This window comes from Haloarcula sp. H-GB5 (assembly GCF_054850705.1).
Genome location: NZ_JBTWBG010000001.1, coordinates 686,217 through 703,528, shown reverse-complemented (window position 1 = coordinate 703,528; position 17,312 = coordinate 686,217). Strand labels below are relative to the sequence as shown.

The following is a 17,312-nucleotide window of genomic DNA, read 5'->3' as shown; positions in this document are numbered from 1 at the left end:
CCAGTGTCCTATCTGTCGTCAGCGAACGGACAGGACACGCCGCCCCGTGATAGCGGTGCAACCACGGGCCGACCGGACCATTACGCACAGCCCACCGACAAGCGCGCGACGCATCGTCCGCCAATGACTGCCCGATAGCTTTCAATGCACTCCGATAACATCCAAACCAGCAAATCGATACAGCAGGAAACCGGACGGACGTTCCACCTCGCGACGCGTCTGCTTCCGGAGCGTATCCGCCACCCGACGTACGTCATGTACGCGTTCTTCCGGGTTGCGGACGAGGTCGTCGACCAGACGGACGGGCCGCCGCCGACTGTCCAGCACGAGCAACTGGAGGTAATTCGCGAGGCCGCACTCGGGAACATCGACCCGGAAGAAACCGACCACGAGGCGGTCATGGCGGCGTTTCAGGACCTGGCCGAGCGTCACGACATCTCCGAGGAAACGATCAACGTCTTCATCGACGCGATGGAGATGGACATCGCACAGGCCCGCTACGAGACGTTCGAGGACCTCCGTGAGTACATGGGTGGCTCGGCCGTCGCCGTCGGCCACATGATGACCGAAGTGATGGACCCGCCACAGAAGGAGGAGGCCCTGCCCCACGCGACGGCACTGGCCGAAGCGTTCCAGCTATCGAACTTCCTGCGGGACGTTCGCGAGGACATCCACGACTACGGCCGGGTGTACCTCCCACAGGAGACGCTTGACCGCCACGGCGTCACCGAGGAGCAACTGGCTGACGCCGAGGTCGACGACGCCTTCCGCGCCGTGATGCAGGAGGAACTGGCCCGGACCGATGAACTGTACCGCGAGGGCGTCGCCGGTATCCGATACCTCCCGGAGGACTGCCAGTTCGGCGTGCTGCTGGCTGCGGTCCTGTACGCTGACCACCACCGGCTCATCCGCGACCGCGGCTACGATGTGCTGACGGAGACGCCGGACCTCACCCGTCGCCGCCGGCTGTGGCTCCTCGCCCGCACGTGGTGGCACTGGCGGCGCAACGGCGACCCCGAAGCGACGTTCTACACCGTGAGCGCTGTCTCTGAGCGTGGCCCCGGCGAGACGCCAACGGACACTCACAGCCACGGGCAGCCCACGTGGCGTGGATGACAGGCACGCACCGGGCATCGTTTTTGACTCCCTGTTGTACCTGAACTAATGTTGCCCACGCTCACGTATCTCCAGTTCCACGCCCTGTTCGTGGTGCCGGTCGTGGCCGGATTGGCACTGACAGCCACCTATCGCCTCGGGAGCCGACGGGACGTACTCACAGGGACAGCAATACTCGCAGGACTGGCCCTCGTCTACACGACGCCGTGGGACGGCGCGCTCATCCGACGCGGCGTCTGGTGGTACGGCGACGGCACCGTGCTGGCACGGTTCTGGTCGATTCCCCTCGGCGAGTACCTCTTTTTTATCCTGCAGACCGCGATGATCGGGCTGTGGGTAGCCCGGTTTCGGGTGGACACGGAGCGTCCGCTGACCATGCCAGTACGAACGCGACTCGTCGGGCTCGCCGCTGCGCTCGCCGTCGTTCTGTCCGGCCTCGCACTCCTGCGCTCTGACTCTGGGCTGTATCTCGGGTCCCTGCTGGTCTGGAGCGGGCCGATTCTCGCTATTCAGTGGCTGTTCGGGTGGCATTTCCTCGTCGGCGAGTGGCGGGTTGTGAGCGTTGCGACACTGGTTCCAACGGCCTATCTCTGTGGTATCGACAGCGTTGCCATCCGACTCGGCGTCTGGACCCTCTCGAAACAGTACACGACCGGGCACACGGTTCCCCTGCTCGACCTGCCGATTGAAGAGGCGGTCTTCTTCCTGCTGACGACGCTGTTCGTCGTGCAAGGGGTCGTACTCTACGTCTGGCTTATGGACAGATGGGAGTGAGTCACCGCACTATCGTCGAGCCGTCGGTTCGCTACCGGGTCGCACTGGCTCCCGGCTGGATCGCCAGCCTCGCCGTCGTCGCTCCATTCCTCGCCGGGGTTTCGATACCCCCCGAGCTCCAGTACGTCCCGCTGGTCGTCAGTGCCGTCCTGCTTGGCCTTCCCCATGGCGCGGTCGATCATCTCGCGGTCGCGCGCACCCGCGGCGAGCGCCCGGATTGGTGGGCTATCGCCCGTGTGTTCGCGCTCTACGGCGTTGTCGGCGGTGCCTACGCCATCGCCTGGTTCCTCGCACCCGCCGCGGCCTTCGTCCTGTTCATCGCGGTGACGTGGTTCCACTGGGGGCAGGGCGACCTGTACGCGTTGCGTGCGCTGGCCGACGCTGACCATCTCCAGTCACTTCCCCAGCGAATCGGAACCGTCCTCGTCCGGGGCGGCCTGCCGATGCTGGTCCCGTTGCTCGCGTTCCCGGAGTGGTATCGCCGCGTCGCGACGGATCTCGTCTCGCTGTTTGCGCCCGACGCTGTGGCAGCCATCGGCTGGGCGTTCCAGACCGACGTTCGGACTGCGCTTGCCATCGCATACGGCGTGCTCGTCGTGGCGACGCTGACCGTCGGATTCGTCCGTGCCGACGCTCGCCGGCCGTGGCTGCTTGACGCCGGTGAGACGCTGGGCTTGCTCGCGTACTTCGCCCTCGTTCCGCCGGTGCTCGCCATCGGGGTGTACTTCTGTCTGTGGCACTCGCTGCGCCACGTCGCCCGCCTCCTTCTGGTCGACGACGACGCCACTGCCGCGCTCGCAAACCGCGACCCAGCGGCGGCACTGGCTCGATTCGCCCGCGACGCCGCCCCGCTGACCGCCGCCTCGCTTGCCCTGCTCGGCGGGCTATACTTCCTCGTTCCGAATCCACCGGGGTCCGTGCCGGAGTGGGTCGCGCTGTATCTGGTGTTCATCGCTGTCGTCACGCTGCCCCACGTTGTCGTTGTCAGTATCATGGACCGCGAACAGGGCGTCTGGGTGTAGCCTCCCAACGACTTCGTCGAAGTCACGCGAAAAGCATGAGTACCGTTCCGGAAACCGCGAGCACAGCGCCGAACGCAGTGACCATCGCGACCCGTCGTCCCACGCCCGATGTCGCATCGGTCACGAGGCTGTAGACGCTCACACCTGCCATGAGGACACCGCCAGCCGCCATGGCAACGCCACCGACATCGCTGCCGCCGCCGGTCCGCACCGTGACGAACCCGTTGATTCCCAGCGAGAGGCCGATGAGCAGCATCGAGAAGTGGTGGAGGCGTGCCGCATCCATACTGGCGGGTGACACCACTGTGACAAGAGCGTTCCGCTCCGGGAGACGACCTCGAACGGGCGGCGCTGTCCCGGTTCTCGATCCGTGACTTGGCCAGTCCTGCCGGACCCACAGCTCTTCGGAATGAACGCTAAGACGCAAAAATACTGGATAGAACCGCTACGTCGGCGTTACTTGCCCTTGCCGCGGTTGCTGCGCAGCGACGGGCGGGTCTTCTCGCTGCCCTTGCCCTTGCCGCTGAGGCCGCGGTTGCGGCGGCCGGCACCGGTCAGACCGCGGAAGACGCGGTCGGCCTGATCGTCGGCACAGATCCACGACAGGTCGTCGTCGTTCTGGATGGCCGGGTGGTTCGGGTCGATGAGGATGATCTCGTGCCACTTCTGGCGGCCGTCCTGACCGACGGAGTAGCTGTTGAGCACGCGCAGGTTCGGGAAGGTGCGGGAGGCGCGTTCCTCGGCGACGCGCTGGATGTCCTTCCGGCGGGTGATGCGCGTGACACCCTGGCGCTTGGAGCGGCGACCGGCCTTGTGGCGGCGCTTGCGTGCGCTGCCCTTGCGGACGGAGACGCGGGCGACAATAACGCCCTGCTTGGCCTTGTAACCCTGCGAGCGGGCCTTGTCGAGGCGGGTCGGGCGCTCGATGCGCTCGACAGCCCCTTCGTTGCGCCATTCCTGCTGGCGCTGCCACTGTAGTTCTGCGAGCTGTCCGTCGCCTGGGTTCTTCCAGGCATCTCGAATGTACGAATATGCGCTTCGTGCCATATGTATTCACCACGGGCGTTGCGTGGTTCAAGTCGCGTTTCGCGACTCACATCCCGACCTGCACACGCAGGTGCCCGCTGGTGCCCGTCGCCCAGCGAGTTACTCCGGAGTTTGCCGTTCGGACTCTTAAGCGGTTCGGACCAGACTCGTGGATGCGACCCGGTCACGAAGACCCAGTGATCGCTGAAACCGTCAGATATCTGTATTTTAGCAACACAAACCGTTAACTTGCTCGCGGCCAGAGAGTCACGTATTACCATGACAGACCTTGGTGGCTTCCAGGACCACGTGGCACGGATCGACCTCGGAGACGGGGACGTAGCCTACGAAGGTATCGACGAGGAAGACGCGAAAAAGTATATCGGTGCACGCGGACTCGGCGTCAAATACGTCTTCGACCAGGGACCTGACGTGGACCCGCTGGGGCCGGAGAACCTGCTGGCGTTCATGAACGGGCCGCTGACGGGCACACAGGTGACGATGAGCGGCCGTATCGCCATCTGTACCAAGTCGCCGCTGACGGGGACGGTCACTGATTCCCACCACGGCGGCTGGTCGGGCGCGCGGCTGAAATGGTCGGGCTTCGACGGACTGCTGTTCGAAGGCCAGGCCGACGAGCCCGTGTACGCGCTCGTCGAAGACGGCGAGGTGGAACTGCGCGATGCATCCCATCTCTGGGGCCAGGGCGTCCACGACACTATCGACGACCTCGAAGAAGAGATCGAGGGCGGTTCGCTGGGCAAGAACCTCTCCGTGATGGCCATTGGCCAGGGCGGTGAGAACGAGGTCAAATACGCCTGTATCGTCAACGAGGACGACCGCGCGTCGGGCCGCGGCGGCACCGGTTGCGTGATGGGCAACAAGAACCTCAAAGCCGTCGTCGTCAAGTCCAGCACGCGGATGCCCAAACCGAAGGACCAGGAGACGTTCCAGGAGGGCCACAAGCAGGCGATGCAGGTCATCCAGGAGTCCGACGTGACCGCGCCCAACGAGGGCGGGCTCTCGATGTACGGGACCAACGTCCTGATGAACCTTACCGAGGAGATGGACGGCCTTCCGACGAAGAACGCCAAGTACTCCTCGACGCGGTCGTACTCGGACGCCGAGGGCGACGGCGAGCGCATCATCGACTCGGAGAACGTCTCGGGCGAGAACGTCCGGGAGAACATCCTGGTCGACGAGCCGACCTGTCACTCCTGTCCGGTCGCCTGCAAGAAGGAAGTCGAGGTGCAGGCGATGCACAAGGGCGAGGAGATGAACGTCCGCACTGAATCCTACGAGTACGAGTCTGCGTGGGCGCTCGGCCCGAACTCCGGCCACGTCGAACGCGACAAGATCGCCGTGATGCTCGAACGGTGTAACGACGTCGGTGTCGACACCATCGACGTTGGCAACACCATGGCGATGGCGATGGAGATGACCGAGGAAGGCAAACTCGACGAACTCGGCGACGGTCTGGACTGGGGCGACGCCGACACGATGATCGACATGATCGAGATGATCGCCCACCGCGAGACCGAACTCGCGGACCACCTCGCCGAAGGGCCGGACCACCTCGCCGAGGAGTTCGACGCCCACACAAACTCCCTTGCGGTCAAAGGGCAGACGATGGCCGCCTACGACCCGCGTTGTATGAAGGGGATGGCAATCGGCTATGCGACCTCGAACCGCGGGGCATGTCACCTGCGTGGCTACACGCCGGCGGCCGAGATTCTCGGTATCCCGGAGAAGGTCGACCCACGAGAGTGGGAGGGCAAAGGCGAGCTGTGTGCCACCTTCCAGGACCTGCACGCTATCAGCGACTCCTTCGACATCTGCAAGTTCAACGCCTTCGCAGAGGGTATCGAGGAGTACGTCCTGCAGTACAACGGCATGACCGGGCTGGACGTGAGCGAGGAAGAACTGATGGAGGCTGGCGAACGAATCTACAACCTCGAACGGTACTACAACAACCTCGCCGGCTTCGACGGCTCCGACGACGACCTGCCAAACCGGTTCGTCGAGGGCGACGAGCACGCGATGCCGGCCCAAGGCGGTTCCGAGGGCGAACTCGCAGAGCTCTCGAAGATGAAAGACGAGTACTACGAGGTGCGTGACTGGGAGAACGGCGTCGTTCCCGACGAGAAACTCGACGATCTGGGAATCGACATCGGCCCCGGTACCGGCGTCAGCTCCGGCGGCGCAGCGGCACCGAGCGACGACTGAGATAGCCCCGGCCGCCGAACACATTTCACTTCTCTAATGCGCAAGGAAGATATCGACGACTTCGAATTTCAGGTAGAGTCCCGACTGACCAGCCACGGCGTGTACGTCACCGACTTCGCTGATGAGGGCGATACGTACCGGCTCACCTACGAATCGATTTCGGCCGACGAGGCGGCCGTTATTCCTCACCGGGAGATCGGCCGTGTCATCAACGTCTTCCGGGACCTCCACGCTGACGACTGGTCGGGGGTCGACATCGAGGCGACGGTGACGGACCTCGAAGACACCGAACTCGGCGAGTGGTCGGTCGACAGCGAGTGGATCGACCAGCTCGAAAACGGCGACCTCTCGGAGACGGCGTTTTCCCAGCGCGTGCTGGAGACGATTACGGTGCGAAGCTGACTGCCAGTACGTCCTTACGGGTCGGAGCTGACTGCCAGCACGTCCCTGATTTCCAGCGTCGTCTCGAACTCCTCGCTTCTGTCAAGCCGCCGCCCGTCGCGCTCGAACTGGGCGGCGTGGGCCCGCCGAACCGCGTCCTGTTCGCGGTCGCTCAGTCCGAGTTCTGTGCCGATACTGTCCCAGTGGCCCGACTCGGCACAGACGTAATCGGCTTCTCTGGGGCCGCTGATGCGCTCGTACTCCCTGTCGTAGGTCTCTCGGTTTTCCCGGAGATACGTCTGGACCCGTTCGAGCAGCTCCGGGAGCTGGTCGAGTGGAATGCTCGCACGGGTGCCGGCCAGCAGGATGATCTGTCCCTCGATCGGGTACGATGAATCAGCCATCGCGTCCCGGTCAGCCGCCCGCCCGCATCGCCTTCTGTGCAAACTTCTCGATGAGCGGCTCCAGCGTCTCGGGGTCGCCGTCGAACTCGATGGTCACCTCGTTGAGTTGGAGACTCGGGCCGATGGCGACTTTCTCCTCTGACAGTGTCGCTGCCCAGCCGTCGCCTTCGACGGTCGCTTCGCCGCGTTGCTCGCCGCCGAGGTTCTCCAGATACCCGATAGCGGCTCGAACTGAGATGCCGCGAAAACTCCGTTCACGCTCCATCGTGTGGTCGTTACGGGTGTGGTCGTCTAAACCTATCGGCGGCACTGCGCCGTTCTGCCACACCCGCGCTCTCCCGAACGGATGCCACCGCTTCCGGACGGCTACGGCTTATCCCGGCCGGATACCGTCGTCGACGATGCGGGCGTTGCGCTCGCGGTTGATGCGCTCGTCTAAGTCCTCGTGGTCGTAAATCTGAGCGATGACGGCGGCGTGGAGGTCGCGCCAGGCCATCGCGTAGATGGGTGACTGGCCCCAGGCCCGGAGTTCGACGACGTACTCGTCGTAGGCCTCCCATCGGTTCTCGAACTGCTCGATGTGGTCGACGACGGCGCTGGCCGGCTCCGCAGAGTCGAGCGCGGCGTTGAGTTCCCGTTCCCAGCCGCCGACAGCCTGTTCCATGTCGCGTTTCGTATCCTCGCTGTCCGGCGGCAGCGACTCGACAATCCCGGACGGAATCCCTAGTTCGATATTGTTCATATCGCCACACAGAGTTCGGCGCAAATAAACCCCAGCGATGGGCGAACATGTTCGTGTTTATTGATTTGTAAGAGCGGGGTGTAGCACACATATGAGTAGTGAGACACTGGAACGGCAGGCGTCGGACCCAGACCTGACCACTGTCGAGGTCAGGTGTACCGGCCACGTTCGCCGGGTCGTCGGCGAACCGTCGCTGTCATACACGTTCGAAGGGAACACGCTACGTGACTTCCTCGATGCGTTCTTCCGCGAATACGACGTGAGTGATATGCTCATCGCGGAAACCGAAGCCGACGCCACCACCGAGGGCTGGGCCCCGGAGATGGCGGACCTGCCGGGCGACTGGGCGAAAAACCCCGAAGGCGAGCAGACCAGATGCTACGCGCGAGTGGCGGTCAACGGCGAGTTCAACGAACACCTCGACGGACTGGACACGGAACTGGAAGCCAGCGACCGCGTTGGGCTGATGTTCCCGTTCATCTTCTGTTGCTGATTCGGCAATCGACTCTGGAAGGACGCTATCCCCCGGCGACTGGCGGGAACACGCTGAGCTCGTCTCCGTCCTCCAGCGCGGTCTCCAGCCCATCGAGATGGGTAATATCCGTTCCGTTCCGGAGAATCGTCAGGTACTCCCGCAGGTCGCCATCCTCGAACAGGTCCATCTCGGTGAACTCCTCGGAGAGCTGTCGGAGCACATCACCCGCCTGCAGGTCGCTTTCGTACTCGCGGTGAACCGTTTTTTGCCCGACGGCTTCCCGGAAGTTGGCGAAAAACCGCAGCTCGATTTGCATACCGCTGGATTGGCGGTCGAGTGGCTTAAATCACAGCGCTCGGACCGCGTGTCTCGAACGAGCAACGGGTTCATTCGTTGTATTCAATCTATCATGGACCTCGAATTCCTATTCGATGGGAACGACTTCGACCCGTTTTAGCGTCCTAGTCCATGACTCCGCACATGGAACGTGTGGTCGCAAGCGATGACCCGATGATAGATGTCGACCGACTGCGGGCGGAACTCGACGCTGATGTCGTTGTCGCGGAGACAGACGACGAGGACGCGCTCCGGGATGCCGCCGCCGGGGCAGCGGGGCTCGTCGTTGACGTGAACACGCCGGTCACTGCCGCGGTGCTCAACACGCTGGACGACCTGCAGATCGTCGCGCGAGCGGGCGTCGGTATCGACAACATCGACGTGTCCGCGGCGGCAGACAACGGCGTGACCGTCACCAACGTCCCCGAGTACTGTACCGACGAGGTCGCTACCCACACGGTGACGCTACTGCTCGACTGTATTCGGACGCTCACGGCCTACGACCGCGACGTTCGCGACGGTGGCTGGGGCTGGGAGCGGACCCGCCCGGTACATCGCGTCCGCGACCAGACGCTGGGTCTCGTCTCCTTCGGCCCCATCGCACGGCGAGTGCGCGACCAGCTGCGGGGCTTTGACCTCGATGTGATTGCGTACGATCCCTACGTCGACGCCGAGGAGATGGCCGAAGCCGATGTCGAGAAAGTCACGCTGGAGACGCTGTACGAGCGGGCTGACTACGTCTCCCTCCACGCGCCGCTGACCGAGGAGACGGAAGCGATGATAGACGCCGACGCGCTCGCGGCGATGCGTGACCAGGCAATCCTCGTCAACACCGGCCGCGGCGGCCTCGTCGACGAAGCAGCGCTCCGGACGGCACTGGACGACGGAACGATTGGGGGCGCCGGTCTCGACGTGCTGATCGAGGAACCGCCGACGGCGGACCATCCGCTGGTCGGCCTTGACAACTGTATTGTCACGCCCCACGCGGCCTGGTACTCGGAAGAAGCCCGCGACGACCTGAACGCCGCCGTCGCCGCGAACGTCAGGGCCGTGCTGGCCGGCGAGACGCCGCCGAACCGAATCGATCCGGAAACGGACTGGCTGTAAATATACGGCCGGGTTTGCCTGCTACACCATCAAAACGGCTGCCGGCGAGTGGCGTTATCTCGACTCAACATCTGAGGAATTCACGACGCTGGTCGCCGAGTGCGCTCTGGCCACTCCCCGCCGTCTTGATATCCCGAACGAGATTCGAGAGGTACGCGCGAAGACCGGGGTCACAGGTCCCGAATCGTCTGGCCTGGCGGTAATCACACCAGAGCGCGACCGGCAACAGCGGGGCCGCGAACAGTCCGGACAGCGTGACGCCTAACTGGAACGGGTGACCGGTCGGGACGGCGAGCCACGCGGCGGCCACGACCGCCCAGAACACCACCCCGTAGACGACGGTGTGTCGCCAGTTGTGCGTCGGTAGTTCATATCCGCGAATACGTGACGGCGAGTCGTCCGGTGTGTCGCCAGTGACCGCTCCGCCGGACGAGTCGCCAGTAGATGGAGAGACAGGACACGACATACTCCTTTGAAAACGTGCTTCGATAATGACGGCTTGTTTGGCATACGCCGAACGAGACAGTGCGTATAAGCCACTCGACACGCAATGGGGTGTACATGCGAGAGTTCATCTTCACTATCGACTACGAGCGGAACGTCGACCCCGTCATGGACGTGTTCATCGACTATCCGGAAACACACTCCCGGACTATTGCGTGCAACGTCACACGAGACGGGATGTGGCGGCTCGAACGCGTCGCCGGTCCGGAAACCGCCCTCGAACAGCTTGACGACGTGTACGATGACCCAGTCCAGTGTACTGAGTGTATCGGGACCCGCAACTGCAAGACCGACTGGACGTACGAGGTCATCGGCTCGGACCCTGGCGCTCGGACGGTGTACAGCTACCGGTCGGAAGCCGGCGACTGCCACTCGATTCCGCGGCTGGCCATCGACCACGTCGGCCGCGGCGTCCTCGTCGAGACCGAACGCCGCGGGAGTCGGTGTGAGTGGCGACTGCTCCTGTGCAGCGACGCCGGCGTCGACGGGCTGTTCGAGGAGATGGAATCCGAGCTTCGCGAGGGACTCACCGTCGAATTCCGGCAGCTTAGCTCGCCTTCGTACTGGGTCGACGAGGCCGTGACGCTGGCGGAACTCCCGCCCGAGCAACAGGCCGCCGTCGAGGCCGCCGTCGAACACGGCTACTACCGGACGCCGCGGGACACCTCGCTCACCGAACTCGCAGAGACCCTCGACGTGTCGCGGTCAACGCTCCAGTACCGTCTCCAGCGGGCTGAAGCATGGATCGTCCGGTCGTTCGTCACGCGGTCGATGGGGCCGGTTCAGGCCGACGAGGACGTCGCCGAGGGCGGACGCCTCCGTATCGGCCGCTCAGGCGTGTAACCGGCGGTATTGTCTCTGGCACCATCACCTGACCGGCTTGCACTACCTGCATACTGCCGCGTCGCAGTTCAGAACGGGGTAACAGCAGGCGGGGAGGCATGCGTCGTGGTATGCCAGACATGACATATCGTCACTACTTCTCCGAAGTTCGGCATGTGCCAAACGAGTCGTCATGGGGGATGCACCCCTACAATTGGGTACGACCGCGGGCGTTCCCACGCGCTCGCAGAGGCACACTATGACGACACGCAGCATCTATTCCCCCGACGAACGCGATGAAAGTGCGGACGAACAGGCCGAGTCCGAGGCGAGTACCGGCCACGCCTGCCCGGACTGTGGCGGGAGCCTCGTCACCGACGACAGTCGCGGCGAGACGGTCTGTGAATCCTGCGGCCTCGTCGTCGACGAGGACGAGATCGACCACGGGCCGGAGTGGCGCGCCTTCGACAGCCAGGAGCGCGACAACAAGCGCCGCGTCGGCGCGCCGACGACCGAGATGAAACACGACAAGGGCCTCTCGACCAACATCGGCTGGCAGGACAAGGACGCCTACGGAAACTCCCTGTCGACGCGCCAGCGCGAGAAGATGCAGCGCCTGCGCACCTGGGACGAACGGTTCCGAACCCGCGACCACGCCGAGCGCAACCTCAAGCAGGCGCTTGGCGAGATCGACCGGATGGGAAGCGCCCTCGGCGTCCCCGAGAGCGCCCGCGAGACGGCCAGCGTCATCTACCGCCGTGCCCTCGACGAGGGGATGCTGCCCGGCCGCTCCATTGAAGGAATGGCGACCGCCGCGCTATACGCCGCCATCAGGCAGGCGAACCTCCCACAGACGCTCGACGACATGGCCGTCGTCAGCCGCGTCGACGAGATGGAGTTCACCCGCGCGTACCGCTATCTCAACCGGGAACTCTCCCTGCAGGTCGGCCCGCCGGACCCCGCGACATACCTCAGCAAGTTCATCTCTGAACTCGGCGCCGACGACGCCCTCGAACGCCAGGCCCGCGCCCTCATCGAAGCGGGGAAGGAAGCGAACGTCCACAGCGGCAAGAGCCCTGTCGGCCTCGCCGCCGCGGCCATCTACGCCGCCGGCCTGCTGCTCGGCGAGGAGATGACGCAGGAAACCGTCAGCGAAGCAACGGACATCAGCACCGTGACGATTCGCGAGCGCTACCGCGAACTGCTGGAAGCCGAGGCGGAACTCGACGACAGCGCCGTCGACGTGACGAGCGGCGCCGAATCCGGCGCGAGCGCCTAATACGACCGCTACCCCTTCGTTCTCCTAGCTTCGGTCTCCTTCGAAATCTTCCAGCCACCCACGCACGGCGCTCTGTATCGCACCGGTGGTACTTCCGACGTGTAGTATCTGATACCCCGACTCTGCCTTCTCGTTCACGTTGTCCATCCCGAAGCCGAGGCCGCCGACGGTGATATCCGCCTCGACCGCCGCCGAGCGGACTATCTCTACGGCGTCCTGTACCTCCGGGTGATCGATTTCGCCGGGGTGACCCAGCGACACCGAGAGGTCGAACGGCCCGATGAACACGAAGCCCAGTTCTGGCACGTCCAGAATCGCGTCGATGTTCTCGACCGCCTCCTTCGTCTCGATCGTGGTTCCGATCAGCGTCTCCTCGTCCGCGGCCTCGATGTAGTTCTCACCCAGGCCCCAGCGGCGCGCCCGGGGCGCGGCCAGCCCCCGGTCGCCCGGCTCGCCGTCGTATCGGAACCGCCCCGACTTGACGGCCGCCCGGACTTCCTCGGCGGTCTCGACTCGCGGGAGGAAGACGTTCTTGACCCCCAGGTCCAGCGCCTTCCGCACCAGCGTTGGCGACGTATCCGGCAACCGAACCAGTAGCTCCGTTCCGGTCCCGTCGGCCGCCCGCAGGAGATCTTCGACGGTCGCCGCGTCCCACGGGTCCGGCCCGCCGTGTTCGAAGTCAAGCCAGATGAAGTCGACGCCGAGGTCGCCGTAGAACTCTACCAGCGTCGGGCTGTACGTGTTGTCGAGGACGCCCAGCGCGACACCGCCGCTGTCGACTGTCTTGCGGAGTCCGTTCGTCGGCAGTGGTTCTGCCATGTCTGGTCTGTGCTGTGCGGTACCAATAAACGTAGTGCGGAAACAGTTACCCGGTACTGCTCTGCCGACTGTCACGCGCCTACTGTCCCGGTAGCGGGCAGAGGCTCGCAGTCAGAACAGCGATTTCGTCAGTGTGGTTGTGCGCGCCGTGGGCCTGCCCGCGCTCGTTCAGGACGACGCCCGGAGCGGCGATGGTTTCCTCGGTGTCGTCCTGCTGGACGGTCACTTCGCCCCGGACCACGTGGAACACGTTCGTCGCATCCCCATGTTCGTGCGGGTCGATTGTCGCGTCCGGCCCCAGCGCGAACGCCTTCACCAGCACGTCGTCGGTCACTGCCAGTTCCCCGTCGATGACTTCGCCTGCTGCCGGTTCGGCATCGAACGTTGCTAATCTGTCGAGTGACATACCGGCACGTGGGCCGGGGCGTCCTTAGCCGTTCGGCTGCTGGGAAAGTCCATGTCTGTTTGTCTGGGTACGTGTGCTGTTCAGACTCGTCTCACGAGACACTCACACGACTCACCCATCTGCCAGCCGGAATGCGAGACTGTACATCGTCCCGGTTCGCTCGGAGCCGATAGCCGCGACCAGATCTTCAGCCATCGCAGTCAGTGGCTCCCCGAGCGAATCCGGAAGCCTCGCGGCGTACTCACGCACCACTTCGGCGTGGGCATCCAGATGGGCCTCGGTCCAGGGAACCGGGTCCAGCAGCGTCTTTTTTTGCTCGACAGTCCAGCCGTAGTCGACGAACACCGCGGCCAGCATGGCGGGCGGGTAGAACGTCAGCGCCGGCCGGCCGTCAACCATTCGTGCGGCGGTGTTCTCCAGCGCGAACAGTCGGTTGACAGCTGCGTCGGCGGGTGGCACCGCGTAGTCGTCGACGACGAGGCGGCTGTCGGGCCTCGCGACCCGCGTCAGTTCGGCCGCGACGGCGTCCAGTTCAGTCGGTGGCAGGACGTTACACAGTCCGTGGGCGGTGACGAGGTCGACGCTGTCTGTCGCAAGCGGTGTCGCCCGGAGGTCGGCCTCAAGGACGACCAGCCGGTCGGTGTTTCCGTCGCCGATGCGGTCGCGGACTGTTGCGGCGTGGTCGGCGTCGTCCGTCACCGCGTACACCCGCTCTGCGCCCGCGGCCAGCAGCCCCGCCGTCGTGTTCCCGACGCCGGCCCCGGCTTCGAGACAGACCTGCCCCTCGACCTGCCGGTCTGCGAGTGCCGTCGTTACTGTCTCCGGAACGTCGTCCACGTTCAGTGGTGCAGTTGCTCGGGTACCGGGCTATCGTCGTGGCGCGCTTCCTCGATGAGCGCGCGCTGCCGGGCCTCGTCCATCCCCGTCGAGCGGCTGGCAGCGTCGAGCACCATCGCGACGAGTTTCGGGTCGCCGGGGCTGACGACGGTGTCGAGGCCCTGGGCGGCGGCGAAGTCGAACCGCTCGCGGATGACCTCCGGCGTATCGACCGGCTCGTACCAGTTCGCGTACGGGCGGTCGGCCTCGGCCAGCTCGTCGGTCGGTGGCCACGACCCCTTCGCGAACGCCTTGATGCCCAGCGTACCGATGCCTTCCGCCTCACAGCGTTCCAGCACGGCCTCGTAGTCGTACTCGTCGCCGTCCTTGCCGGCGACGACGGGGTTCAGCGGGAACATCACCGTCTCAAGGTCGTCGATGCGGTCAATGGCGTCGAGGATGAGTTCAGGGTTGCCGTGGCTCGTCAACCCGATGTGGTCAATTTTCCCGTCGTCTTTTGCCTCGCGTATCGCGTCGAGCGCGCCCCCGTCGGCGGTGATCGTGTCCAGTTCGTCCTCGTACTCCAAGCCGTGGATCTGGTAGAGGTCGATAGTGTCGATACCGAGGCGGTTCAGCGACCGGTCGATTTTCCGCGCCGCTCCCTCGTACTCTCGTTCCTGAGTCTTACAGCCTAGAAAGATGTCGTCGCGGTACTGGCGGAGCTTCGGCCCCAGTTTCAGCTCCGCGTCGCCGTAGGTCGGTGCCACGTCGAAGTGGTTGACGCCGTGGTCCAACACGAGTTCGACCAGCTGGTTCGCACCGTCCTGTTCGAGCCAGTTGAGTGCGATCGAGCCGAACGTCAGCACCGTGCTCTCCTGTCCAGTGTCGCCCAGTGCTCGGGTCTCCATACCGGTTCCACGCCCCGGAGACCAATAACCGTTGGTCGCTGCCGTCTCAGACAGTCTGGATACCGGACTGCGAGGGGGTGTGCCGGCCGGGGTTTATTACGCCCTCAGTCCGAACGGGATGTATAGATGTTTGGGAGAGAACAACTGTTCTCGGCGATGACGGCGTCGTACGTGATCGCAGTCACGCTCGCCCTCGTCATCGCCGCGATATTCGCGCCGGTCATCTGGAACGGCGTGCCAAGCGGTGGTGACGACGACCCGAGCGTCGCCGTCGTCACCCTTCGCGGCGGCACAACTGACGCTAACGTCAACGCTGTCAAGCAGGACCTCCGCGAAGCACGAACCAACGAATCAATCGAGGCAGTCGTCCTCCGGATCGACAGTCCCGGTGGGCCGGTCGACTCGAGCGAGGAGTTCTACCTCGCCGTGAACCGGACCGCCAGCGAGATGCCCGTCGTCGCCTACGTTGAAGGCACGGCCGCATCGGGCGGGTACTACGGCATTACGCCGGCCGACGAGATCGTGGTCAAGCCGAGTTCGAACGTCGGCAGTATCGGCGTCATCGTTCAGGCCCCGCTGAGTCTCATCGAGCAGGTCGAAAGGCAGGGCGAGACGTTCGTCCGTTCGGGACCGGATAAGGCCCAGATAAGCAAAGACAGCCTCCGCGAGGACATCGAAGTGCTCCAGCGGTCATTCGTCGGCACGGTCATGCGCCACCGGGGCGAGCAACTGACGCTCTCCCGCGAGGAGGTCGCGAACGGCGGCACGTACCTCGGCGCACAGGCAACCCAGAACGGTTTCGCCGACCGGATCGGCGACACTGAACTGGCCATCGAACGGGCCGCCGCACTCTCAGACGACATCGAAGGCGACCAGTACGACGTGACCTATCAGGGCAGTGGCGGTGCCAATTTCAACGTCATCATCGTCCCTGCCGGCGCCGAGACCGTTCAGGGCGCGAACAACGTGACGTATCTCGTCCATCCCGACGACAGTGAGACGACGTTCCGGGAGCCGGTGAAGTACTACGCCGTCTGGGGAATCCCCGCTGAGGACAACAATGCAACGGTGATTCGCAATGACTGAGGGCCGTATCGTCAAGCCGCTGGCCGTGTTTATCGTCGTTCTCGTGGTGATACTGGGTGGCACGTTCCTTCTCGCAGTCGCCAGTCCGGGGTCGTCGGGACCGCCGGACGGCCAGTCTATCGATGGCCAGTCGCCGTCACAGTATCAGCCTGACGCCGTCAACGCACCCGCCGACCCCGAAGAGGGTGAGATTTCGGTCGACGCCGACACGAGCGACAAGCGAATACTCGTCGATACGAGCCACGGCAATCAGGTGACCGAATCCGAACTCGAACCGATCACAGAGGCGGTGTTCGAGGCGGGCCACACTGTCGAGTACGGCACGTCCGGCACCGCCTCCTTTGCCGATTCGCTCGGCCGGTACGACGGTGTACTCATCGTCCAGCCGCTCGACAGCTACTCACAGGCGGAACGCGATGCACTACAGGAGTACACGGAGGACGGCGGGCGTGTCGTCGTTCTGGCTGAGCCAACACAGACCCGCCTCTCGACCGGATTCACCCAGTCGACGACGACGGTGTCGTTCGGGGCCAACAACGCCACCGAGCGCTACGGCATCCGGATGGGTGCCGAACAGCTGTACAACGTCGACGACGAAGCCAACGACAACAACTTCAAGGCTATCTACGCGTCGCCGAGCGACAACGGTGAACTGACCGACGGTGTCGAGACGATTACGTTCGACACCGCCGGCTACGCGGTGATGAACGGTGACGCCGAGACGAAGTTCACCGCCGCCGAAGGTACACGGACGCTGGAGACGCGCCGCACCGGCACGTACGCGACAGTCGTTCGCAACGACAACATGGTGTTTGTCACTGATTCGACGTTCATCAGCAGTTCCGAGATATACGACGCCGACAACGAGGTGTTCATCGGGAACCTGCTTTCGTTCCTGCTCGACGGCGAGGCACCCGATCCGGGCGGTGGCGCGACCCCGGATGCCGGATTCGGAACCGGCGGTGATACTTCGACCGAAACACCACCGGAACCGACCTCCAGCCCGACTCCGACGCCCGCACCCCCAAGCGGGACCTGAGCCGGGCTGCTCGGGCTGCCATTG

The 17,312-nt window shown here is 64.3% G+C and carries 22 protein-coding genes; 11 read left to right on the top strand and 11 right to left on the bottom strand.

Annotated elements, in window-relative coordinates:
• The first annotated feature begins 144 nt into the window (after window positions 1-144).
• From ACYJ11_RS03680 to ACYJ11_RS03670, 3 genes are read left to right on the top strand one after another with little or no spacing between them, the layout of a single operon-like run.
• Window positions 145-1,116 (top strand): phytoene/squalene synthase family protein, encoded by a 972-nt coding sequence (locus tag ACYJ11_RS03680; protein WP_170097046.1) that lies wholly within the window; start codon window positions 145-147, stop codon window positions 1,114-1,116.
• Window positions 1,117-1,164: 48 nt separating this feature from the next.
• Window positions 1,165-1,890: a lycopene cyclase domain-containing protein gene (locus ACYJ11_RS03675; RefSeq protein WP_461646762.1), complete on the top strand. Its 726-nt coding sequence runs from the start codon at window positions 1,165-1,167 to the stop codon at window positions 1,888-1,890.
• The gene (locus tag ACYJ11_RS03670; protein ID WP_461646761.1) at window positions 1,887-2,912 is read left to right on the top strand and encodes a Brp/Blh family beta-carotene 15,15'-dioxygenase; all 1,026 of its coding nucleotides are present in this window, start codon (window positions 1,887-1,889) and stop codon (window positions 2,910-2,912) included. The genes ACYJ11_RS03675 and ACYJ11_RS03670 overlap by 4 nt, the downstream gene beginning before the upstream one ends.
• Before the next feature lie 22 nt (window positions 2,913-2,934).
• Here ACYJ11_RS03670 and ACYJ11_RS03665 read toward each other — a convergent pair whose 3' ends face one another.
• Window positions 2,935-3,198 (bottom strand): hypothetical protein, encoded by a 264-nt coding sequence (locus tag ACYJ11_RS03665; protein WP_188974852.1) that lies wholly within the window; start codon window positions 3,196-3,198, stop codon window positions 2,935-2,937.
• Between the two features lie 170 nt (window positions 3,199-3,368).
• Window positions 3,369-3,959 (bottom strand): 50S ribosomal protein L15e, encoded by a 591-nt coding sequence (locus tag ACYJ11_RS03660; RefSeq protein WP_005537511.1) that lies wholly within the window; start codon window positions 3,957-3,959, stop codon window positions 3,369-3,371.
• 258 nt (window positions 3,960-4,217) lie between these two features.
• Here ACYJ11_RS03660 and ACYJ11_RS03655 point away from each other — a divergent pair, with 258 nt between their 5' ends.
• Both ACYJ11_RS03655 and ACYJ11_RS03650 read left to right on the top strand, forming a co-directional pair.
• Window positions 4,218-6,164: an aldehyde ferredoxin oxidoreductase family protein gene (locus tag ACYJ11_RS03655; protein WP_461646760.1), complete on the top strand. Its 1,947-nt coding sequence runs from the start codon at window positions 4,218-4,220 to the stop codon at window positions 6,162-6,164.
• Window positions 6,165-6,200: 36 nt separating this feature from the next.
• Window positions 6,201-6,566 (top strand): hypothetical protein, encoded by a 366-nt coding sequence (locus ACYJ11_RS03650; RefSeq protein WP_461646759.1) that lies wholly within the window; start codon window positions 6,201-6,203, stop codon window positions 6,564-6,566.
• Window positions 6,567-6,580: 14 nt separating this feature from the next.
• On the opposite strand, the gene ACYJ11_RS03645 is transcribed toward ACYJ11_RS03650, so the two are convergent.
• The 3 genes from ACYJ11_RS03645 to ACYJ11_RS03635 form a co-directional block, all read right to left on the bottom strand.
• Complete coding sequence (locus ACYJ11_RS03645) at window positions 6,581-6,949, bottom strand: hypothetical protein (protein WP_461646758.1); 369 nt, start codon at window positions 6,947-6,949, stop codon at window positions 6,581-6,583.
• 10 nt (window positions 6,950-6,959) lie between these two features.
• On the bottom strand, window positions 6,960-7,214 hold the full coding sequence (locus ACYJ11_RS03640; RefSeq protein ID WP_170097053.1) for a hypothetical protein: 255 nt from the start codon (window positions 7,212-7,214) through the stop codon (window positions 6,960-6,962).
• 108 nt (window positions 7,215-7,322) lie between these two features.
• Entirely contained in the window at window positions 7,323-7,691 is a 369-nt protein-coding gene (locus ACYJ11_RS03635) for a hypothetical protein (RefSeq protein WP_170097054.1), read from the bottom strand.
• Between the two features lie 91 nt (window positions 7,692-7,782).
• On the opposite strand from ACYJ11_RS03635, the gene ACYJ11_RS03630 reads away from it, so the two are divergent.
• Window positions 7,783-8,184, top strand: a complete 402-nt coding sequence (locus ACYJ11_RS03630; RefSeq protein WP_461646757.1) for a pterin cluster protein — start codon at window positions 7,783-7,785, stop codon at window positions 8,182-8,184.
• A 25-nt stretch (window positions 8,185-8,209) separates the two neighbouring features.
• Here ACYJ11_RS03630 and ACYJ11_RS03625 read toward each other — a convergent pair whose 3' ends face one another.
• The gene (locus ACYJ11_RS03625) at window positions 8,210-8,482 is read right to left on the bottom strand and encodes a ubiquitin-like small modifier protein 1 (RefSeq protein WP_004591081.1); all 273 of its coding nucleotides are present in this window, start codon (window positions 8,480-8,482) and stop codon (window positions 8,210-8,212) included.
• A gap of 164 nt (window positions 8,483-8,646) precedes the next feature.
• On the opposite strand from ACYJ11_RS03625, the gene ACYJ11_RS03620 reads away from it, so the two are divergent.
• Complete coding sequence (locus tag ACYJ11_RS03620; protein WP_461646756.1) at window positions 8,647-9,609, top strand: C-terminal binding protein; 963 nt, start codon at window positions 8,647-8,649, stop codon at window positions 9,607-9,609.
• 64 nt (window positions 9,610-9,673) lie between these two features.
• Here ACYJ11_RS03620 and ACYJ11_RS03615 read toward each other — a convergent pair whose 3' ends face one another.
• Window positions 9,674-10,075: a hypothetical protein gene (locus ACYJ11_RS03615; RefSeq protein WP_170097059.1), complete on the bottom strand. Its 402-nt coding sequence runs from the start codon at window positions 10,073-10,075 to the stop codon at window positions 9,674-9,676.
• Window positions 10,076-10,170: 95 nt separating this feature from the next.
• On the opposite strand from ACYJ11_RS03615, the gene ACYJ11_RS03610 reads away from it, so the two are divergent.
• On the top strand, window positions 10,171-10,956 hold the full coding sequence (locus tag ACYJ11_RS03610) for a helix-turn-helix domain-containing protein (RefSeq protein WP_188974840.1): 786 nt from the start codon (window positions 10,171-10,173) through the stop codon (window positions 10,954-10,956).
• A gap of 238 nt (window positions 10,957-11,194) precedes the next feature.
• A complete protein-coding gene (locus ACYJ11_RS03605; RefSeq protein ID WP_461646755.1) occupies window positions 11,195-12,214 on the top strand; it encodes a transcription initiation factor IIB in 1,020 nt (339 codons plus the stop codon).
• Between the two features lie 24 nt (window positions 12,215-12,238).
• On the opposite strand, the gene ACYJ11_RS03600 is transcribed toward ACYJ11_RS03605, so the two are convergent.
• The 4 genes from ACYJ11_RS03600 to ACYJ11_RS03585 all read right to left on the bottom strand — a co-directional run bounded on the left by ACYJ11_RS03600 (window position 12,239) and on the right by ACYJ11_RS03585 (window position 15,163).
• Window positions 12,239-13,033: an HpcH/HpaI aldolase family protein gene (locus tag ACYJ11_RS03600; RefSeq protein WP_461646754.1), complete on the bottom strand. Its 795-nt coding sequence runs from the start codon at window positions 13,031-13,033 to the stop codon at window positions 12,239-12,241.
• A gap of 79 nt (window positions 13,034-13,112) precedes the next feature.
• Window positions 13,113-13,439 (bottom strand): cupin domain-containing protein, encoded by a 327-nt coding sequence (locus tag ACYJ11_RS03595; protein ID WP_461646753.1) that lies wholly within the window; start codon window positions 13,437-13,439, stop codon window positions 13,113-13,115.
• Window positions 13,440-13,550: 111 nt separating this feature from the next.
• A complete protein-coding gene (locus ACYJ11_RS03590) occupies window positions 13,551-14,276 on the bottom strand; it encodes a class I SAM-dependent methyltransferase (protein ID WP_461646752.1) in 726 nt (241 codons plus the stop codon).
• Window positions 14,277-14,278: 2 nt separating this feature from the next.
• On the bottom strand, window positions 14,279-15,163 hold the full coding sequence (locus ACYJ11_RS03585) for an aldo/keto reductase (RefSeq protein WP_461646751.1): 885 nt from the start codon (window positions 15,161-15,163) through the stop codon (window positions 14,279-14,281).
• 126 nt (window positions 15,164-15,289) lie between these two features.
• Between ACYJ11_RS03585 and ACYJ11_RS03580 the strand changes: the two genes are divergently transcribed.
• Both ACYJ11_RS03580 and ACYJ11_RS03575 read left to right on the top strand, forming a co-directional pair.
• Entirely contained in the window at window positions 15,290-16,249 is a 960-nt protein-coding gene (locus ACYJ11_RS03580; RefSeq protein WP_461646750.1) for a S49 family peptidase, read from the top strand.
• On the top strand, window positions 16,242-17,288 hold the full coding sequence (locus ACYJ11_RS03575; protein ID WP_461646749.1) for a DUF4350 domain-containing protein: 1,047 nt from the start codon (window positions 16,242-16,244) through the stop codon (window positions 17,286-17,288). The genes ACYJ11_RS03580 and ACYJ11_RS03575 overlap by 8 nt, the downstream gene beginning before the upstream one ends.
• Window positions 17,289-17,312: the final 24 nt, after the last annotated feature.

Bases quoted from the DNA above. Each gene is read 5' to 3' on its own strand.
- ACYJ11_RS03630 (WP_461646757.1), top strand. From the start codon at position 7,783: ATGAGTAGTGAGACACTGGAACGGCAGGCGTCGGACCCAGACCTGACC.
- ACYJ11_RS03605 (WP_461646755.1), top strand. From the start codon at position 11,195: ATGACGACACGCAGCATCTATTCCCCCGACGAACGCGATGAAAGTGCG.
- ACYJ11_RS03610 (WP_188974840.1), top strand. From the start codon at position 10,171: ATGCGAGAGTTCATCTTCACTATCGACTACGAGCGGAACGTCGACCCC.
- ACYJ11_RS03580 (WP_461646750.1), top strand. From the start codon at position 15,290: ATGTTTGGGAGAGAACAACTGTTCTCGGCGATGACGGCGTCGTACGTG.
- ACYJ11_RS03655 (WP_461646760.1), top strand. From the start codon at position 4,218: ATGACAGACCTTGGTGGCTTCCAGGACCACGTGGCACGGATCGACCTC.
- ACYJ11_RS03665 (WP_188974852.1), bottom strand. From the start codon at position 3,198: ATGGATGCGGCACGCCTCCACCACTTCTCGATGCTGCTCATCGGCCTC.
- ACYJ11_RS03600 (WP_461646754.1), bottom strand. From the start codon at position 13,033: ATGGCAGAACCACTGCCGACGAACGGACTCCGCAAGACAGTCGACAGC.
- ACYJ11_RS03675 (WP_461646762.1), top strand. From the start codon at position 1,165: ATGTTGCCCACGCTCACGTATCTCCAGTTCCACGCCCTGTTCGTGGTG.
- ACYJ11_RS03620 (WP_461646756.1), top strand. From the start codon at position 8,647: ATGGAACGTGTGGTCGCAAGCGATGACCCGATGATAGATGTCGACCGA.
- ACYJ11_RS03650 (WP_461646759.1), top strand. From the start codon at position 6,201: ATGCGCAAGGAAGATATCGACGACTTCGAATTTCAGGTAGAGTCCCGA.
- ACYJ11_RS03680 (WP_170097046.1), top strand. From the start codon at position 145: ATGCACTCCGATAACATCCAAACCAGCAAATCGATACAGCAGGAAACC.
- ACYJ11_RS03640 (WP_170097053.1), bottom strand. From the start codon at position 7,214: ATGGAGCGTGAACGGAGTTTTCGCGGCATCTCAGTTCGAGCCGCTATC.
- ACYJ11_RS03615 (WP_170097059.1), bottom strand. From the start codon at position 10,075: ATGTCGTGTCCTGTCTCTCCATCTACTGGCGACTCGTCCGGCGGAGCG.
- ACYJ11_RS03575 (WP_461646749.1), top strand. From the start codon at position 16,242: ATGACTGAGGGCCGTATCGTCAAGCCGCTGGCCGTGTTTATCGTCGTT.
- ACYJ11_RS03625 (WP_004591081.1), bottom strand. From the start codon at position 8,482: ATGCAAATCGAGCTGCGGTTTTTCGCCAACTTCCGGGAAGCCGTCGGG.
- ACYJ11_RS03595 (WP_461646753.1), bottom strand. From the start codon at position 13,439: ATGTCACTCGACAGATTAGCAACGTTCGATGCCGAACCGGCAGCAGGC.
- ACYJ11_RS03660 (WP_005537511.1), bottom strand. From the start codon at position 3,959: ATGGCACGAAGCGCATATTCGTACATTCGAGATGCCTGGAAGAACCCA.
- ACYJ11_RS03635 (WP_170097054.1), bottom strand. From the start codon at position 7,691: ATGAACAATATCGAACTAGGGATTCCGTCCGGGATTGTCGAGTCGCTG.
- ACYJ11_RS03645 (WP_461646758.1), bottom strand. From the start codon at position 6,949: ATGGCTGATTCATCGTACCCGATCGAGGGACAGATCATCCTGCTGGCC.
- ACYJ11_RS03585 (WP_461646751.1), bottom strand. From the start codon at position 15,163: ATGGAGACCCGAGCACTGGGCGACACTGGACAGGAGAGCACGGTGCTG.